Genomic DNA, 16,086 nt, shown 5'->3' on the forward strand with positions numbered 1-16,086 from the left:
GCCTTTTCGTTGGCGCCGACCGGGATCAGAAATCCAGGTTGGACACCGCCAGAGCATTGCTCTCGATGAAGTCACGGCGAGGCTCGACCGCATCACCCATCAGGGTGTTGAAGATCTGGTCTGCGCCGATGGCGTCTTCGATGGTGACTTTCAGCATGCGGCGCACGCTTGGGTCCATGGTGGTTTCCCACAGCTGATCCGGGTTCATCTCGCCCAGACCTTTGTATCGCTGAATGGTGTGGCGCTTGGTGCTTTCGGCCATCAGCCAGTCCAGGGCTTCCTTGAACTCGGTGACCGCTTTCTTGCGCTCGCCACGCTGGATGTACGCGCCTTCGTCGAGCAGGGTACTCAGTTGAGCGCCGAGGGTGACGACAGTCTTGTAGTCGTTGCTGCCGAAGAAGTCGCGGTTGAAGGTGACGTAGTTCGACAGGCCGTGGGAGATCAGTTCGACCTCTGGCAGCCACACGCCACGTTCGCGGTCTTCACGCAGGCTGGCCTTGTAGACCAGGCCGGACTTCTCGACGGTGCGCAGACGGACTTCGTACTGGGCCAGCCAGTCTTGCATCTTGGCATGGTCGCCGAGCATTTCCAGGCTCACGGCCGGCAGGTAGATGAAGTGCTCGGTCAGCTCCTGCGGGTACAGACGCGACAGACGCTTGAGGGTCTTCATCACCATGCGGAAGTCGTTCACCAGACGTTCCAGCGCTTCGCCGGAAATGCCCGGGGCGTCTTCGTTCAGGTGCAGGCTCGCATCTTCCAGGGCCGACTGCGTCATGTACTCTTCCATGGCGTCGTCGTCTTTGATGTATTGCTCTTGCTTGCCTTTCTTGACCTTGTACAGCGGCGGCTGGGCAATGTAGATGTAGCCGCGTTCGATCAGCTCAGGCAGCTGACGGAAGAAGAAGGTCAGCAGCAGGGTACGGATGTGCGAACCGTCGACGTCAGCATCGGTCATGATGATGATGTTGTGATAGCGCAGTTTGTCGATGTTGTACTCTTCGCGACCGATACCGCAGCCCAGTGCGGTGATCAGGGTGCCCACTTCCTGGGACGAGATCATCTTGTCGAAACGGGCTTTCTCGACGTTGAGGATCTTGCCCTTCAGCGGCAGGATGGCCTGGGTCTTGCGGTTACGTCCCTGCTTGGCAGAGCCGCCCGCGGAGTCACCTTCCACAAGGTACAGTTCGGACAGCGCCGGGTCTTTTTCCTGGCAGTCAGCGAGCTTGCCCGGCAGGCCGGCGATGTCCAGCGCACCTTTGCGGCGGGTCATCTCACGGGCCTTGCGCGCCGCTTCACGGGCACGGGCGGCGTCGATCATCTTGCCGACGACCAGCTTGGCTTCGTTCGGGTTTTCCAGCAGGAAGTCCGAGAAGTACTTGCCCATTTCCTGTTCGACCGCGGTCTTCACTTCGGAGGACACCAGCTTGTCTTTGGTCTGGGAGCTGAACTTCGGATCCGGCACCTTCACCGAAATGATCGCAGTCAGGCCTTCACGGGCGTCGTCACCGGTGGTGGCGACTTTGTGTTTCTTCGCCAGACCTTCCTGCTCGATGTAGTTGTTCAGGTTACGCGTCAGTGCGGAACGGAAGCCCACCAGGTGGGTACCGCCGTCGCGCTGCGGAATGTTGTTGGTGAAGCACAACAGGTTCTCGTTGAAGCTGTCGTTCCACTGCAGGGCGATTTCCACGCCGATGCCATCTTCACGCTGGATGTTGAAGTGGAACACCTGGTTGACCGCAGTCTTGTTGGTGTTCAGGTATTCAACGAACGCACGCAGGCCGCCTTCGTACTTGAACAGCTCTTCCTTGCCGCTGCGCTCGTCCTTGAGGACGATACCGACACCGGAGTTGAGGAAGGACAGTTCACGAATACGCTTGGCCAGAATGTCCCAGCTGAAGTGAATGTTCTTGAAGGTTTCCTTGGAAGCCTTGAAGTGAATCTGGGTGCCGGTGGTTTCGCTGTCGCCAACGATCGCCATCGGTGCCTGAGGTACGCCGTGGACGTAAGTCTGTTCCCAGATCTTGCCGCTGCGGCGAACGGTCAGGACCAGCTCTTCGGACAGCGCGTTCACTACCGAAACACCTACACCGTGCAGACCGCCGGATACCTTGTAGGAGTTGTCGTCGAACTTACCGCCGGCGTGGAGGACGGTCATGATGACCTCGGCGGCGGATACGCCTTCCTCTTTGTGTACGTCTACCGGGATGCCTCGGCCGTTGTCTTTAACGGTGATGGACTCATCCGGGTGGATGATGATGCTGATGTCGTCGCAATGGCCGGCGAGGGCTTCGTCGATCGAGTTGTCGACCACCTCGAACACCATGTGGTGCAGACCGCTGCCATCGTCGGTGTCACCAATGTACATACCGGGACGTTTGCGCACGGCATCCAGGCCTTTCAGCACTTTAATGCTCGATGAGTCGTACGTATTTTCTTCGCTCAATGCCTTCACTCCCGATGGTCGTGGGTCTGGGTGATACGGCCCTGTTCCACGTGGAACAGAGCGACTGGCGTTTCCGTCTGCCAGCCTTCCCTCAATAATTCGTGATCTACACAGGTGATAAAAACCTGGCAGCGTAAGTCTTCCAGCAAGCGGCACAGCGCGCGACGGTGGCTCTCGTCCAGCTCGGACGGCAAGTCATCCACCAGATAAATACACTGACCGCGCCGGGCCTGGCTCACCAGATGCCCCTGGGCAATGCGCAACGCACAGACCACCAGCTTCTGCTGACCCCGGGACAAGATGTCCGCGGCATTGTGTGCGCCCAATCTAAGACGCAAGTCAGCGCGTTGCGGTCCGGCCTGGGTATGACCCATCTGCTGGTCCCGCTGCAGGGATCCGGCAAGTACGGCACTCAATTCCCGATCCTTGTCCCAGCCTCGGTAATAGCTGAGCGTCAAACCTTCGAGCTCAACCAGTTCGCTCAAGGTTTGTTCAAAGACTGGTTTCAAGGCTTTGATGTAAGCGCGGCGGTATTCATCGATTTCAGCGCTGGCCTGGCACAGTTCCCTGTCCCAAACCGCTTGCGAAACGGCGTCAAGTGTACCATGCCGCAGCCAGGAGTTTCTCTGGCGCAAGGCCTTCTGCAAACGCTGCCAGGTGGCCATGAACCGCGGTTCGACGTGGAACACGCCCCAGTCCAGGAACTGCCGGCGGATCTTCGGTGCCCCCTCCAGCAGACGAAAACTGTCGGGGTTGATCAACTGCAGCGGCAGGATCTCCGCCAGTTGTGCCGCGCTGCGGGCATTCTGGCCGTCGATGCGAATCTGGAACTCGCCCTGACGGTCGCGAGAGATCCCCAATGCGCTATGGCCACCCTCGGCGAGCTCGACCTGCCCGAATACGGTACAGGCGAGTTGCTCATACTGGATGACCGGCAACAGCCGCGTGCTACGGAACGAACGGGCAAGCCCCAGCAGATGAATGGCTTCCAGAACACTGGTTTTGCCGCTGCCGTTGGCGCCGTAAAGAATGTTGATTCGGGAGGAGGGGGAGAAGGTCACCGGGTGCAGATTGCGCACCGCGGTGACCGAGACGCGACTTAGCGACATCCAGAGTCAGCTGATTACAGACGCATCGGCATGACAACGTAAGCCGAATCGTCGTTGTCGGACTCTTGTACCAGCGCACTGCTGTTGGAGTCGGACAGGATCAGACGAACCTGCTCGGTGGTCATCACGCCCAGCACGTCGAGCAGATAGCTCACGTTGAAGCCGATTTCCAGGGAGCCGCCGTTGTATTCCACACCTACTTCTTCTTCCGCTTCTTCCTGCTCCGGGTTATTGGCCTGGATTTTCAGCTGACCGCTGGCCAGTTGCAGACGGATACCGCGGTACTTCTCGTTGGACAGAATCGCGGTACGGCTGAACGCTTCGCGCAGCGCCTGACGATCGCCCAGTACCAGCTTGTCGCCGCCCTTCGGCAGAACGCGCTCGTAGTCAGGGAACTTGCCGTCGACCAGCTTCGAAGTGAAGGTGAATTCACCCGTGGTAGCACGAATGTGGTGCTGACCCAGGACGATGCTGACGTTGCCGTCCGGCTCGGTGAGCAGACGTGCCAGTTCGAGAATACCTTTGCGCGGCACGATCACTTGATGGCGATCCTGCTGACCGATGTCGGCCTGCATTGAGCACATGGCCAGACGGTGACCGTCGGTAGCCACGGCGCGAATCACACCGGTGGACACTTCCAGCAACATACCATTGAGGTAGTAACGCACATCCTGCTGGGCCATGGCGAAACTGGTGCGCTCGATCAGGCGACGCAGCTTGCTCTGATCCAGGCTGGTGGTCAGCGAACCCGGGCCTTCTTCCACAGTCGGGAAGTCATTGGCCGGCAGGGTCGACAGAGTGAAGCGGCTACGGCCAGCTTTCACCACAAGCTTCTGCTCGTCGACCTTGATGTCGATCAGCGCGTCGTTCGGCAGGCTTTTGCAAATATCCATCAGCTTGCGCGCAGGCACGGTGATGGAACCTGTTTCAGCCGGCTCTTCGAGTTGCACGCGACCGACCAGCTCGACTTCCAGGTCGGTACCGGTCAGCGACAGCTGCTGGCCATCGACGACCAACAGCACGTTGGACAGTACCGGCAAGGTCTGTCGGCGCTCGACGACGCCTGCGACCAGTTGCAGGGGTTTCAACAGGGCTTCGCGTTGAATGGTGAAATGCATGGTCTAGTCCCTTGCCTTAATAAGCTGCGCTGGTGTTCATCAAGTGGTCAGTGTACGCAGCAGGTTCTTGTAGTCCTCGCGGATGTCCGCGTCGGATTCCTTAAGTTCGTTGATCTTGCGGCAGGCGTGCAACACCGTCGTATGGTCACGACCGCCAAACACATCGCCGATTTCCGGCAGGCTGTGGTTGGTCAGTTCCTTGGACAGAGCCATGGCGACCTGACGCGGGCGAGCGACCGAACGCGAACGGCGCTTGGACAGCAAGTCGGAGATCTTGATCTTGTAGTACTCGGCGACGGTGCGCTGAATGTTATCCACAGAGACCAGTTTGTCCTGCAATGCCAACAGGTCCTTCAGGGATTCGCGAATCAGCTCGATGGTGATGTCGCGGCCCATGAAGTGCGAGTGGGCGATCACGCGTTTCAGCGCGCCTTCCAGCTCACGGACGTTGGAGCGAATTCGCTGGGCGATGAAGAACGCCGCATCGTGTGGCAACTCGACTTTGGCCTGGTCGGCCTTCTTCATCAAGATGGCGACGCGGGTTTCCAGCTCCGGCGGCTCGACGGCGACCGTCAGGCCCCAGCCGAAGCGGGATTTGAGGCGCTCTTCAAGGCCTTCGATTTCTTTCGGGTAGCGGTCACTGGTGAGAATGACCTGCTGGCCACCTTCAAGCAGGGCGTTGAAGGTGTGGAAAAACTCTTCCTGGGAGCGCTCCTTGCGGGCGAAGAACTGAATGTCGTCGATCAGCAGGGCGTCCACCGAACGGTAGAAACGCTTGAACTCGTTGATCGCGTTCAGTTGCAGCGCCTTGACCATGTCGGCCACGAAACGCTCGGAATGCAGGTACACGACCTTGGCATTCGGGTTCTTCTTTAACAGGTGGTTACCCACCGCGTGCATCAAGTGCGTTTTACCCAGACCGACGCCGCCATAAAGGAAGAGCGGGTTGTAGCCGTGCTTGGGGTTGTCTGCCACTTGCCATGCCGCCGCACGGGCGAGCTGGTTGGATTTACCTTCGACGAAGTTCTCGAAGGTAAAGGTGCGATTCAGGTAACTGGTGTGCTTGAGCGCACCCTCGACCTGCACGGTGCGCTGTTCGGCACGCACTGGCGCTTGCTGGGAGGCGGCGCCTGCCATCGGATCGAAACTGTCGCGGGAAGGCTCTTCGCTGACTTCCTCGGTTTTCTGCGTCGCACGCTTGGCCGGGGTTGGAGCCGGCGCTGGTGCCGGAGCGCTGACGGGTGCGGCATTGGCCTGAGCCAGGGATGCAGCAGCGGCGGCCAACGGTGCATTCGGCGCAGCACGCGGCGCAGAACTGCGTTTGCTGCCTATTAATAAGGAGAGCGACGGTGCGAGGCCATTGCCATGCTCATCCAGCAGTTCAAGGACGCGCCCCAGGTACTTTTCGTTGACCCAGTCCAGAACAAAACGGTTCGGTGCGTAGACACGCAACTCGTCGCCTTCGGCTTCGACCTGTAATGGACGGATCCAGGTGTTGAATTGTTGGGCTGGCAGCTCTTCGCGCAAAAGCTCCACGCACTGCTGCCAAAGTTCCACTGACACGGAAATCCCCTAAGTTGAAAGCCGGTGAGGCAAAAACAAGCGGCCATTGTAGCGGCGGGACGTTCACTTATCCACATGCAGGTTGCCCGGTGGACATGATTTATCAATGCCTTAACCGGTGAAAAAGCGACCGACGGTGTGTGAATAAGCTCTGTGGATAACCTTAGCTGAGGGCACTGGACAACTGGGGGCGAAACTCGGTGGATAACGCGCCTGTGGATAACAGCGCTTTCCACACACAGGTTATCCGATAGCGCAGCACAGGCTGAACACGGTTTTCCACCGTAGTTGTCATTCTCTGTACATCACGCCGAACAAGGTCTGAAAGCAGTTATCCACAGAAGAAGGCGGTCCTAGCTTTTACAAGCTTTACAGAAAAGCTTTAAATAATTCCCTTCTTTATTTTTATGTCTGGCAGACAAGGTTTCGATCCTGGAGGCATCAGAGATCTATTTATAAGGAAACGTTGGTTGGAAATTGACCTATTGCCTTGCTTTCTCTAGAATCCCCGGTCTCTTAAAACGGGGGCCATTCCGGCCCGTTGTGGACGAACCAGGTAACACGACATGAAACGTACTTTCCAACCAAGCACTATCAAACGCGCTCGTACCCACGGTTTCCGTGCTCGCATGGCTACCAAGAACGGTCGTGCCGTACTGTCGCGTCGTCGCGCCAAAGGCCGCGCACGTCTGGCAGTTTGATAATCCGGCACTGGAGGTGAGTCAGGACTTCAGTCGGGAAAAGCGTCTGCTTACTCCCCGGCATTTCAAGGCAGTCTTTGACTCCCCTACCGGCAAGGTTCCGGGGAAAAATCTCCTGCTCCTTGCACGCAACAACGATCTCGATCACCCCCGTCTTGGACTGGTTATCGGGAAAAAGAGCGTGAAGCTCTCCGTTGAGCGCAATCGCCTCAAACGTCTGATGCGCGAATCGTTTCGCCTGCACCAGGATTCACTGGTCGGCTGGGACATCGTTATCGTCGCGCGCAAAGGTTTGGGGGACGTAGAAAACCCCGAATTGATTCAGCATTTCGGCAAACTCTGGAAGCGTCTGGCACGCAACAAGCCGGTACCAGCAGTCAAAACCGAAACTGTAGGGGTAGACAGTCCAGATGCGTAAACTGGCACTCGTTCCGATCCAGTTTTACCGCTACGCCATTAGTCCCTTGATGGCCAGTCACTGTCGTTTCTACCCCAGTTGTTCTTGCTACGCGTATGAAGCCATCGAAAATCATGGCCTTCTGCGCGGTGGCTGGCTGACCTTTCGTCGTTTAGGTCGCTGTCATCCGTGGAATCCCGGTGGTTATGACCCGGTTCCACCTATCCCTACCTCCCGTTCTTCTTCGATGGCCGAGTAATCATGGATATCAAACGCACGATCCTGATCGTCGCCCTGGCAATCGTGTCCTATGTCATGGTTCTTAAATGGAACCAGGACTATGGTCAGGCTGCCCTGCCGACTCAGAATGTTGCTTCCAGTACGACTACATCCGGTTTGCCGGACACCGCCACTGGCAATAACGCTGCAGCCAGTGACGATATTCCGCGCGCCGCAAGCGATACCAGCGCACCTGCCGAAACGCCGGTCGCCGCCAGCAAGGATCTGATCCAGATCAAAACCGACGTGCTCGATCTGGCGATCGATCCACAGGGTGGCGATGTTGCTCAACTGACCTTGCCGCTGTATCCACGTCGTCAGGATCGTCCGGACGTTCCGTTCCAGCTGTTCGACAACGGCGGCGAGCGTATCTATCTGGCGCAAAGCGGTCTGATCGGCACCAACGGTCCGGACGCCAGCCCGGCCGGTCGCCCGATCTACTCCTCGGAGAAGAAGACTTATCAACTGGCTGACGGTCAGGACCAATTGGTCGTCGACCTGAAGTTCAGCAAGGACGGCGTCAACTACATCAAGCGTTTCACCCTGAAACGTGGCCTGTATGACGTGACCGTGACTTATCTGATCGACAACCAGAGCGCGCAGCCCTGGTCCGGTTCGATGTTTGCTCAGCTGAAACGCGATGCAAGCGCCGATCCTTCGTCGACCACTGCTACCGGCACCGCGACTTACCTGGGTGCCGCCCTGTGGACAAGTTCCGAGCCGTACAAGAAAGTGTCCATGAAAGACATGGACAAAGGTCAGCTCAAGGAAACCGTCACCGGTGGCTGGGTTGCCTGGCTGCAACACTACTTCGTGACGGCATGGGTTGCTCCGAAGGGCGAAAACAACATCGTCCAGACCCGTAAAGACAGCAAAGGTAACTACATCATCGGTTACACCGGTCCTTCGCTGACCGCTGCACCGGGTGCAAAAGTCGAGACCAGTGCTGTTCTGTACGCCGGTCCGAAAAGCCAGGCTGTATTGAAAGAGTTGTCCCCAGGTCTGGAACTGACCGTCGACTACGGCATTCTGTGGTTCATTGCCCAGCCGATCTTCTGGCTGCTGCAACATATCCACGCCATTGTCGGCAACTGGGGCTGGTCGATCATCTTCCTGACCATGCTGATCAAAGGGCTTTTCTTCCCTCTGTCGGCCGCCAGCTACAAGTCGATGGCCCGCATGCGTGCCGTGGCGCCGAAACTGGCTGCACTGAAAGAGCAACATGGCGATGACCGGCAGAAAATGTCGCAAGCCATGATGGAGCTGTACAAGAAAGAGAAGATCAATCCGCTGGGTGGCTGCTTGCCGATCCTCGTGCAGATGCCGGTTTTCCTTTCCCTGTACTGGGTTCTGCTGGAAAGCGTGGAAATGCGCCAGGCGCCGTTCATGCTGTGGATTACCGACCTGTCGATCAAGGATCCGTTCTTCATCCTGCCGATCATCATGGGCGCGACCATGTTCATCCAGCAGCGTCTGAACCCGACTCCTCCGGATCCGATGCAGGCGAAGGTCATGAAAATGATGCCAATCATCTTCACCTTCTTCTTCCTGTGGTTCCCGGCGGGTCTGGTGCTGTACTGGGTTGTGAACAACTGCCTGTCGATTGCCCAACAGTGGTACATCACGCGTAAGATCGAAGCGGCGACGAAAAAAGCCGAGGCGTAACTTACTCTGTGGATAACACCACTCAAAACGCCCCCTAGTGGGGCGTTTTGCTATCTGCCATTTTTGTCTGGATACCGGTTTATGAGCGCACCTCGTGAAACCATCGCAGCCGTCGCTACCGCCCAGGGCCGTGGCGGCGTGGGCATCGTTCGAATTTCCGGGCCGCTGGCCAGCGTTGCGGCCAAGGCCATCAGCGGCCGTGAACTGAAGCCACGGTTCGCCCACTACGGCCCGTTCTTCAGTGACGATCAACAGGTTCTCGATGAAGGTCTGGCGCTGTATTTCCCCGGGCCGAACTCGTTCACCGGTGAAGATGTGCTGGAACTGCAGGGCCACGGCGGTCCGATCGTCCTCGACATGTTGCTCAAACGTTGTCTGGAACTGGGTTGCCGTCTGGCCCGTCCGGGGGAATTCAGCGAACGCGCCTTCCTCAATGACAAACTCGACCTGGCTCAGGCCGAGGCCATTGCCGACCTGATCGAAGCAAGTTCTGCACAGGCTGCACGTAATGCCTTGCGTTCCTTGCAAGGTGCATTTTCCCAACGTGTGCATAACCTCACCGAACAACTGATAGGTCTGAGGATTTACGTCGAGGCAGCCATCGATTTCCCGGAAGAAGAGATCGATTTTCTCGCCGATGGCCATGTATTGAGCATGCTCGACAAGGTACGCGACGAGTTATCCACCGTCCTGCGTGAAGCCGGGCAGGGTGCGCTGCTGCGTGATGGCATGACGGTGGTGATTGCAGGTCGTCCGAATGCCGGCAAGTCCAGTCTGTTGAATGCACTGGCCGGACGAGAAGCCGCCATCGTGACGGAAATCGCCGGCACGACCCGGGATATCCTGCGCGAACATATCCACATCGATGGCATGCCGCTGCATGTCGTGGATACCGCCGGTTTGCGTGATACCGACGACCATGTGGAAAAGATTGGTGTCGAACGTGCGTTGAAAGCCATTGGCGAAGCCGATCGGGTACTGCTGGTGGTCGACGCCACAGCGCCGGAAGCTGCCGATCCGTTCGCGTTGTGGCCCGAATTCCTTGAAACCCGGCCAGATCCGGCAAAGGTCACCCTGATTCGCAATAAAGCGGATCTCACCGGTGAAGCGATTGCCCTGGAAGTCAGCGACGATGGCCATGTAACTATCAGCCTGAGCGCCAAGGCTGCCGGCGAAGGCCTGGATCTGCTTCGCGATCACCTCAAGGCCTGCATGGGTTACGAGCAGACCTCGGAAAGCAGCTTCAGCGCACGCCGCCGCCACCTGGAAGCACTGCGTCATGCCAGCGCGGCCCTGGAACACGGTCGTGCACAGCTTACTCTGGCAGGGGCTGGCGAACTGTTGGCGGAAGATCTGCGTCAGGCTCAGCAGTCCCTCGGGGAAATTACCGGGGCGTTCAGCTCCGATGATCTGCTCGGACGGATCTTTTCCAGCTTCTGCATCGGTAAATAACCCTTCTGTTGTCCACAGACAGGTCCATTCGCGACCTGTCTGTTTCTCCTTTTCGAATTCCTTCCTTTCCAGTGCCGGGCAGATTCCTTCTCCCTGAGCGGATTTCCCCTGCCCGCTGCATGCTCATTCATCCGATTTCTGTGGATTAAGCCCTGTGAATAACTGCCGCTGAGGGCAGTTGATAACAGGGCCTGAAAACTGAACATAACTGCCTCTGTGGATAACCAACCCATTCATCCACAGGCTTACACCGGTTATCCAAGGGCCTCATGGCCACATGAGCACAGGGTTTTGAATCTCTGTACATATTGAAAATAAAGGTCTGTAGCAATCTATCCACAGAAATCATGGGCAGTAAGAATAAGCTTTAAAACAAAGGTTTTATAAATTTCTCTCTTTTTTATTCTTTTAACCGCGAGTTCTCCACAGCTGGTTAAATTTTGTGCAAAGGGTTCTTTAGGAAGGGCGAAGTCCCTATACTTGTCGACCAGGTCCAGAAACCTGATCTCAAACTATTCCTGAATTACCTACTTAAGCAGGCACGAGGTGCGTGGTGGATTTCCCTTCCCGTTTTGAAGTGATCGTCATCGGCGGCGGTCATGCCGGTACCGAGGCAGCACTGGCCTCAGCACGCATGGGTGCAAAAACCCTTCTGCTGACGCATAACGTGGAAACCCTCGGTGCCATGAGTTGCAACCCGGCCATCGGCGGCATCGGCAAAAGCCATCTGGTCAAGGAAATCGACGCCCTCGGCGGCGCGATGGCCATGGCCACCGATCTGGGCGGCATCCAGTTTCGCGTGTTGAACAGCCGTAAAGGCCCGGCCGTACGTGCAACCCGTGCACAAGCCGACCGGATTCTTTACAAGGCCGCTGTCCGCGAAATCCTGGAAAACCAGCCGAACCTGTGGATATTTCAACAAGCCGCCGACGACCTGATCGTCGAGCAGGAACAAGTACGCGGTGTCGTCACACAAATGGGTCTGCGTTTCTTCGCCGATTCCGTGGTGTTGACCACCGGTACCTTCCTGGGCGGACTTATCCACATCGGTTTGCAGAATTTTTCCGGCGGTCGTGCCGGTGATCCGCCGTCGATCGCCCTGGCGCATCGTCTGCGCGAACTGCCGCTGCGTGTCGGTCGCCTGAAAACCGGTACGCCACCGCGTATCGACGGCAAGTCTGTGGATTTCTCGGTCATGACCGAGCAACCAGGCGATACGCCGATCCCGGTGATGTCGTTCATGGGCAACAAGGAACAACATCCACGGCAAGTCAGTTGCTGGATCACCCACACCAACGCCCGTACCCACGAAATCATCGCCGCGAACCTCGATCGTTCGCCGATGTATTCCGCTGCCGGCGAAATCGAAGGCATCGGCCCGCGTTATTGCCCGTCGATCGAAGACAAGATCCACCGCTTTGCCGACAAGGAAAGCCATCAGGTGTTCATCGAGCCGGAAGGCCTGACCACCCATGAGCTGTATCCGAACGGGATATCCACAAGCCTGCCGTTCGACGTGCAATTGCAGATCGTGCAGTCGATTCGCGGCATGGAAAACGCGCACATCGTGCGTCCGGGTTATGCGATCGAGTACGACTACTTCGATCCGCGTGACCTGAAGTACAGCCTGGAAACCAAAGTCATCGGCGGTCTGTTCTTTGCCGGCCAGATCAACGGCACCACCGGTTACGAAGAAGCCGGCGCCCAAGGTTTGCTGGCCGGCGCCAACGCCGCACTGCGTGCCAAAGGCAAAGAAGCCTGGTGCCCGCGTCGCGATGAAGCGTACATCGGGGTATTGGTTGACGACCTGATCACCCTCGGTACCCAAGAGCCGTACCGTATGTTCACTTCCCGTGCCGAGTACCGCCTGATCCTGCGTGAGGACAACGCCGACCTGCGTCTGACCGAAAAAGGTCGCGAACTGGGTCTGGTCGATGACGCGCGCTGGGCGGCGTTCTGCAAGAAGCGCGAAAACATCGAGCTGGAAGAGCAGCGTCTGAAAAGCACCTGGGTTCGCCCGGGCACCCAGCAGGGCGATGCGATTGCGGAAAAATTCGGTACGCCGCTGACTCACGAATACAACCTGCTCAATCTCTTGAGCCGTCCGGAAATCGACTACGCTGGTCTGGTCGAAGTGACCGGGCAGGGCGCCGAAGATCCACAGGTCGCCGAGCAGGTCGAGATCAAGACCAAATACGCCGGTTACATCGACCGTCAACAGGACGAAATCGCCCGTCTGCGTGCAAGCGAAGACACGAAACTGCCTGTGGATATCGATTACACCAACATTTCCGGTCTCTCCAAGGAGATCCAGAGCAAGCTGGGTGCCACGCGTCCCGAGACGCTGGGCCAGGCTTCGCGGATCCCGGGTGTGACCCCGGCAGCGATTTCGCTGTTGATGATTCATTTGAAAAAACGCGGCGCGGGCCGTCAGTTGGAGCAAAGCGCTTGAGTTCTAAGGTCACTTCGCAACACGCCGAAGAGTTATCCACAGGAGCCCGCGAGCTCGGTGTCAACCTCACTGAAACCCAGCACGAACTGCTGCTGGGTTATCTGGCCCTGTTGATCAAATGGAACCAGGCCTACAACCTGACCGCCGTTCGCGATCCGGACGAAATGGTTTCCCGTCACCTGCTCGATAGCCTCAGTGTGATGTCGTTCATCGAAAACGGTCGCTGGCTGGATGTCGGCAGCGGCGGAGGCATGCCGGGGATCCCTCTGGCGATCCTGTATCCGGACTCGCAGGTGACCTGCCTGGACAGCAACGGCAAGAAAACCCGCTTCCTGACTCAGGTCAAACTCGAACTCAAACTGGATAACCTGCAAGTTATCCACAGTCGCGTCGAAGCGTTCCAGCCTGCACAGCCATTCAACGGGATCATTTCCCGGGCATTCAGCAGCATGGAGAACTTCACCAACTGGACTCGCCACCTCGGCGATGCCGATACGCGCTGGCTGGCAATGAAGGGCGTCCATCCGGCCGATGAGCTGGTAGCATTGCCGGCAGACTTCAAACTCGATAGCGAACACGCCCTGGCCGTACCCGGTTGCCAAGGCCAACGCCATCTGCTGATACTGCGCCGCACGGCATGATTGGGAACACAAGCAAGAATGGCTAAGGTATTCGCGATAGCGAACCAGAAGGGTGGTGTGGGCAAGACCACCACCTGCATCAACCTCGCAGCATCCCTGGTCGCGACCAAGCGCCGGGTGCTGTTGATCGATCTCGATCCACAGGGCAACGCCACCATGGGTAGCGGTGTGGATAAACATGGCCTGGAAAACTCGGTCTACGACCTGCTGATCGGCGAATGCGATCTGGCTCAGGCCATGCACTTCTCGGAACACGGTGGTTATCAACTGCTGCCGGCCAACCGGGATCTGACGGCGGCCGAAGTGGTGCTGTTGGAAATGCAGATGAAGGAAAGTCGTCTGCGCAGCGCGTTGGCGCCGATCCGTGAAAACTACGATTACATCCTGATCGACTGCCCGCCGTCGCTGTCGATGCTCACACTGAACGCACTGGTCGCGGCTGACGGGGTCATTATCCCCATGCAATGCGAGTACTTTGCGCTCGAAGGTTTGAGCGACCTTGTGGATAACATCAAGCGCATCGCCGAACTGCTGAACCCGAACCTGAAAGTCGAAGGCCTGCTGCGGACCATGTATGACCCGCGCCTGAGCCTGATGAACGACGTATCGGCCCAGCTCAAGGAACACTTCGGCGACCAGCTGTACGACACCGTCATCCCGCGCAACATCCGTCTGGCCGAAGCACCGAGCTACGGCATGCCGGCGCTGGCCTACGACAAGCAATCGCGTGGCGCGCTGGCCTATCTGGCCCTGGCGGGCGAGATGGTTCGCCGTCAGCGCAAAAATTCACGCATCGCCGCTGCCCAGCCAACTTAAGGAATCCCCATGGCCGTCAAGAAACGAGGTCTCGGACGAGGACTGGATGCACTGCTGAGCGGTCCGACTGTCAGCTCGCTGGAAGAACAGGCGGCACAGGCTGACAGCCGTGAGTTGCAGCACCTGCCGCTGGACCTGCTCCAGCGCGGCAAGTATCAGCCACGCCGGGACATGGATCCGCAGGCGCTGGAAGAACTGGCGCAGTCGATCAAGACTCAAGGCGTGATGCAGCCGATCGTGGTTCGCCCGATTGGTGGCGGTCGCTTTGAAATCATCGCCGGTGAGCGCCGCTGGCGTGCCAGCCAGCAGGCCGGGCAGGAAACCATTCCGGCCATGGTCCGTGATGTGCCGGATGAAACCGCGATCGCCATTGCGCTGATCGAGAACATCCAGCGTGAAGACCTGAATCCGATCGAAGAGGCGGTTGCCCTGCAGCGCCTGCAGCAGGAATTCCAGCTCACCCAGCAACAGGTCGCCGAGGCTGTGGGTAAGTCCCGCGTCACCGTGGCCAACCTGTTGCGCCTGATTGCACTGCCGGAAGTCATCAAGACCATGCTGTCCCACGGCGACCTGGAAATGGGCCATGCCCGTGCATTGCTCGGTCTGCCGGACAATCAGCAGGTGGAAGGGGCGCGACATGTTGTCGCACGCGGTCTTACCGTGCGCCAGACTGAGGCACTGGTTCGCCAGTGGTTGAGTGGCAAACCCGAGCCTGTGGAACCTGCAAAACCGGACCCGGATATCGCCCGCCTCGAGCAGCGTCTGGCCGAGCGCCTAGGCTCTGCGGTGCAGATCCGCCACGGGAAGAAGGGAAAGGGTCAGTTGGTGATCGGTTACAACTCTCTCGATGAGCTTCAGGGTGTGCTTGCACACATCCGCTGAAACAATTCCTCTTGTAGCGCGCAGTCGGAAATCACTACCTGACAGTTGAATAGGGGCAGAACCGCCCCTATACTCTGCGCGCATTTTGTCGGCACAAATTATGCCAAGTTATTGAATTTCGGCAGCCGACCATTGGAGAGCAATAGTGATGGAAACCCGCAAGCCAAACCGCCTGCCGTTCCATCGCCTGGCGGTTTTTCCGGTGTTGATGGCTCAATTTGTCATTTTGCTCATTGCCGCTTTGGCGCTTTGGCAATGGCACGGAGTCGTTGCCGGATACTCGGGACTTTGCGGAGGCCTGATAGCCTTGCTGCCCAATGTTTATTTCGCTCACAAGGCATTTCGGTTTTCCGGCGCCCGAGCAGCCCAGTCCATCGTCCGGTCTTTCTATGCCGGCGAGGCAGGCAAACTGATTTTGACGGCAGTGCTGTTTGCACTGGTGTTTGCAGGTGTGAAGCCACTGGCGCCGATCGCTGTATTCGGCGCCTTCGTGCTGACTCAGTCGGTCAGCTGGTTCGCTCCCCTGCTGATGAGAACAAGACTTTCGAGACCTTAGGGCGTTTGAGGC

General features: G+C 57.9%; 14 protein-coding genes. 10 read left to right on the plus strand and 4 right to left on the minus strand.

Annotated features, from left to right (window positions below):
• Positions 1 to 25: 25 nt before the first annotated feature.
• The 4 genes from gyrB to dnaA are packed head-to-tail and all read right to left on the minus strand — an operon-like array spanning position 26 to position 6,233.
• Positions 26 to 2,443, minus strand: a complete 2,418-nt coding sequence (gene gyrB / locus M5B44_RS20440) for a DNA topoisomerase (ATP-hydrolyzing) subunit B (protein WP_085686140.1) — start codon at positions 2,441 to 2,443, stop codon at positions 26 to 28.
• A 5-nt stretch (positions 2,444 to 2,448) separates the two neighbouring features.
• A complete protein-coding gene (recF, locus tag M5B44_RS20445) occupies positions 2,449 to 3,552 on the minus strand; it encodes a DNA replication/repair protein RecF (protein ID WP_248740316.1) in 1,104 nt (367 codons plus the stop codon).
• A gap of 14 nt (positions 3,553 to 3,566) precedes the next feature.
• A complete protein-coding gene (gene dnaN / locus M5B44_RS20450) occupies positions 3,567 to 4,670 on the minus strand; it encodes a DNA polymerase III subunit beta (RefSeq protein WP_085733897.1) in 1,104 nt (367 codons plus the stop codon).
• Between the two features lie 39 nt (positions 4,671 to 4,709).
• A complete protein-coding gene (gene dnaA, locus M5B44_RS20455) occupies positions 4,710 to 6,233 on the minus strand; it encodes a chromosomal replication initiator protein DnaA (RefSeq protein ID WP_085713096.1) in 1,524 nt (507 codons plus the stop codon).
• A 566-nt stretch (positions 6,234 to 6,799) separates the two neighbouring features.
• On the opposite strand from dnaA, the gene rpmH reads away from it, so the two are divergent.
• The 10 genes from rpmH to M5B44_RS20505 all read left to right on the plus strand — a co-directional run bounded on the left by rpmH (position 6,800) and on the right by M5B44_RS20505 (position 16,074).
• On the plus strand, positions 6,800 to 6,934 hold the full coding sequence (gene rpmH, locus M5B44_RS20460) for a 50S ribosomal protein L34 (RefSeq protein ID WP_003213577.1): 135 nt from the start codon (positions 6,800 to 6,802) through the stop codon (positions 6,932 to 6,934).
• 16 nt (positions 6,935 to 6,950) lie between these two features.
• Positions 6,951 to 7,352 carry a ribonuclease P protein component gene (gene rnpA, locus M5B44_RS20465; RefSeq protein ID WP_011336726.1) on the plus strand — a complete coding sequence of 134 codons (402 nt, stop codon included), beginning with the start codon at positions 6,951 to 6,953 and terminating at the stop codon, positions 7,350 to 7,352.
• A complete protein-coding gene (gene yidD / locus M5B44_RS20470) occupies positions 7,345 to 7,590 on the plus strand; it encodes a membrane protein insertion efficiency factor YidD (protein WP_010465488.1) in 246 nt (81 codons plus the stop codon). Before rnpA ends, yidD begins: the two co-directional genes overlap by 8 nt.
• A gap of 2 nt (positions 7,591 to 7,592) precedes the next feature.
• Positions 7,593 to 9,275, plus strand: coding sequence for a membrane protein insertase YidC (gene yidC, locus M5B44_RS20475; protein ID WP_248740317.1), 1,683 nt, complete (start codon positions 7,593 to 7,595; stop codon positions 9,273 to 9,275).
• Between the two features lie 81 nt (positions 9,276 to 9,356).
• Positions 9,357 to 10,727 (plus strand): tRNA uridine-5-carboxymethylaminomethyl(34) synthesis GTPase MnmE, encoded by a 1,371-nt coding sequence (gene mnmE, locus M5B44_RS20480; RefSeq protein WP_114886525.1) that lies wholly within the window; start codon positions 9,357 to 9,359, stop codon positions 10,725 to 10,727.
• 553 nt (positions 10,728 to 11,280) lie between these two features.
• Positions 11,281 to 13,179, plus strand: a complete 1,899-nt coding sequence (mnmG, locus tag M5B44_RS20485) for a tRNA uridine-5-carboxymethylaminomethyl(34) synthesis enzyme MnmG (RefSeq protein ID WP_085702244.1) — start codon at positions 11,281 to 11,283, stop codon at positions 13,177 to 13,179.
• A complete protein-coding gene (gene rsmG / locus M5B44_RS20490) occupies positions 13,176 to 13,820 on the plus strand; it encodes a 16S rRNA (guanine(527)-N(7))-methyltransferase RsmG (RefSeq protein WP_007911906.1) in 645 nt (214 codons plus the stop codon). The genes mnmG and rsmG overlap by 4 nt, the downstream gene beginning before the upstream one ends.
• Before the next feature lie 18 nt (positions 13,821 to 13,838).
• A complete protein-coding gene (locus M5B44_RS20495; protein ID WP_085713099.1) occupies positions 13,839 to 14,636 on the plus strand; it encodes a ParA family protein in 798 nt (265 codons plus the stop codon).
• A 9-nt stretch (positions 14,637 to 14,645) separates the two neighbouring features.
• Positions 14,646 to 15,518 (plus strand): ParB/RepB/Spo0J family partition protein, encoded by an 873-nt coding sequence (locus M5B44_RS20500; RefSeq protein ID WP_085713100.1) that lies wholly within the window; start codon positions 14,646 to 14,648, stop codon positions 15,516 to 15,518.
• Between the two features lie 148 nt (positions 15,519 to 15,666).
• Complete coding sequence (locus M5B44_RS20505; RefSeq protein WP_003229783.1) at positions 15,667 to 16,074, plus strand: F0F1 ATP synthase subunit I; 408 nt, start codon at positions 15,667 to 15,669, stop codon at positions 16,072 to 16,074.
• Positions 16,075 to 16,086 lie beyond the last annotated feature (12 nt).

Source organism: Pseudomonas sp. MWU12-2029, assembly GCF_023242425.1.
Lineage (GTDB): Bacteria > Pseudomonadota > Gammaproteobacteria > Pseudomonadales > Pseudomonadaceae > Aquipseudomonas > Aquipseudomonas kribbensis.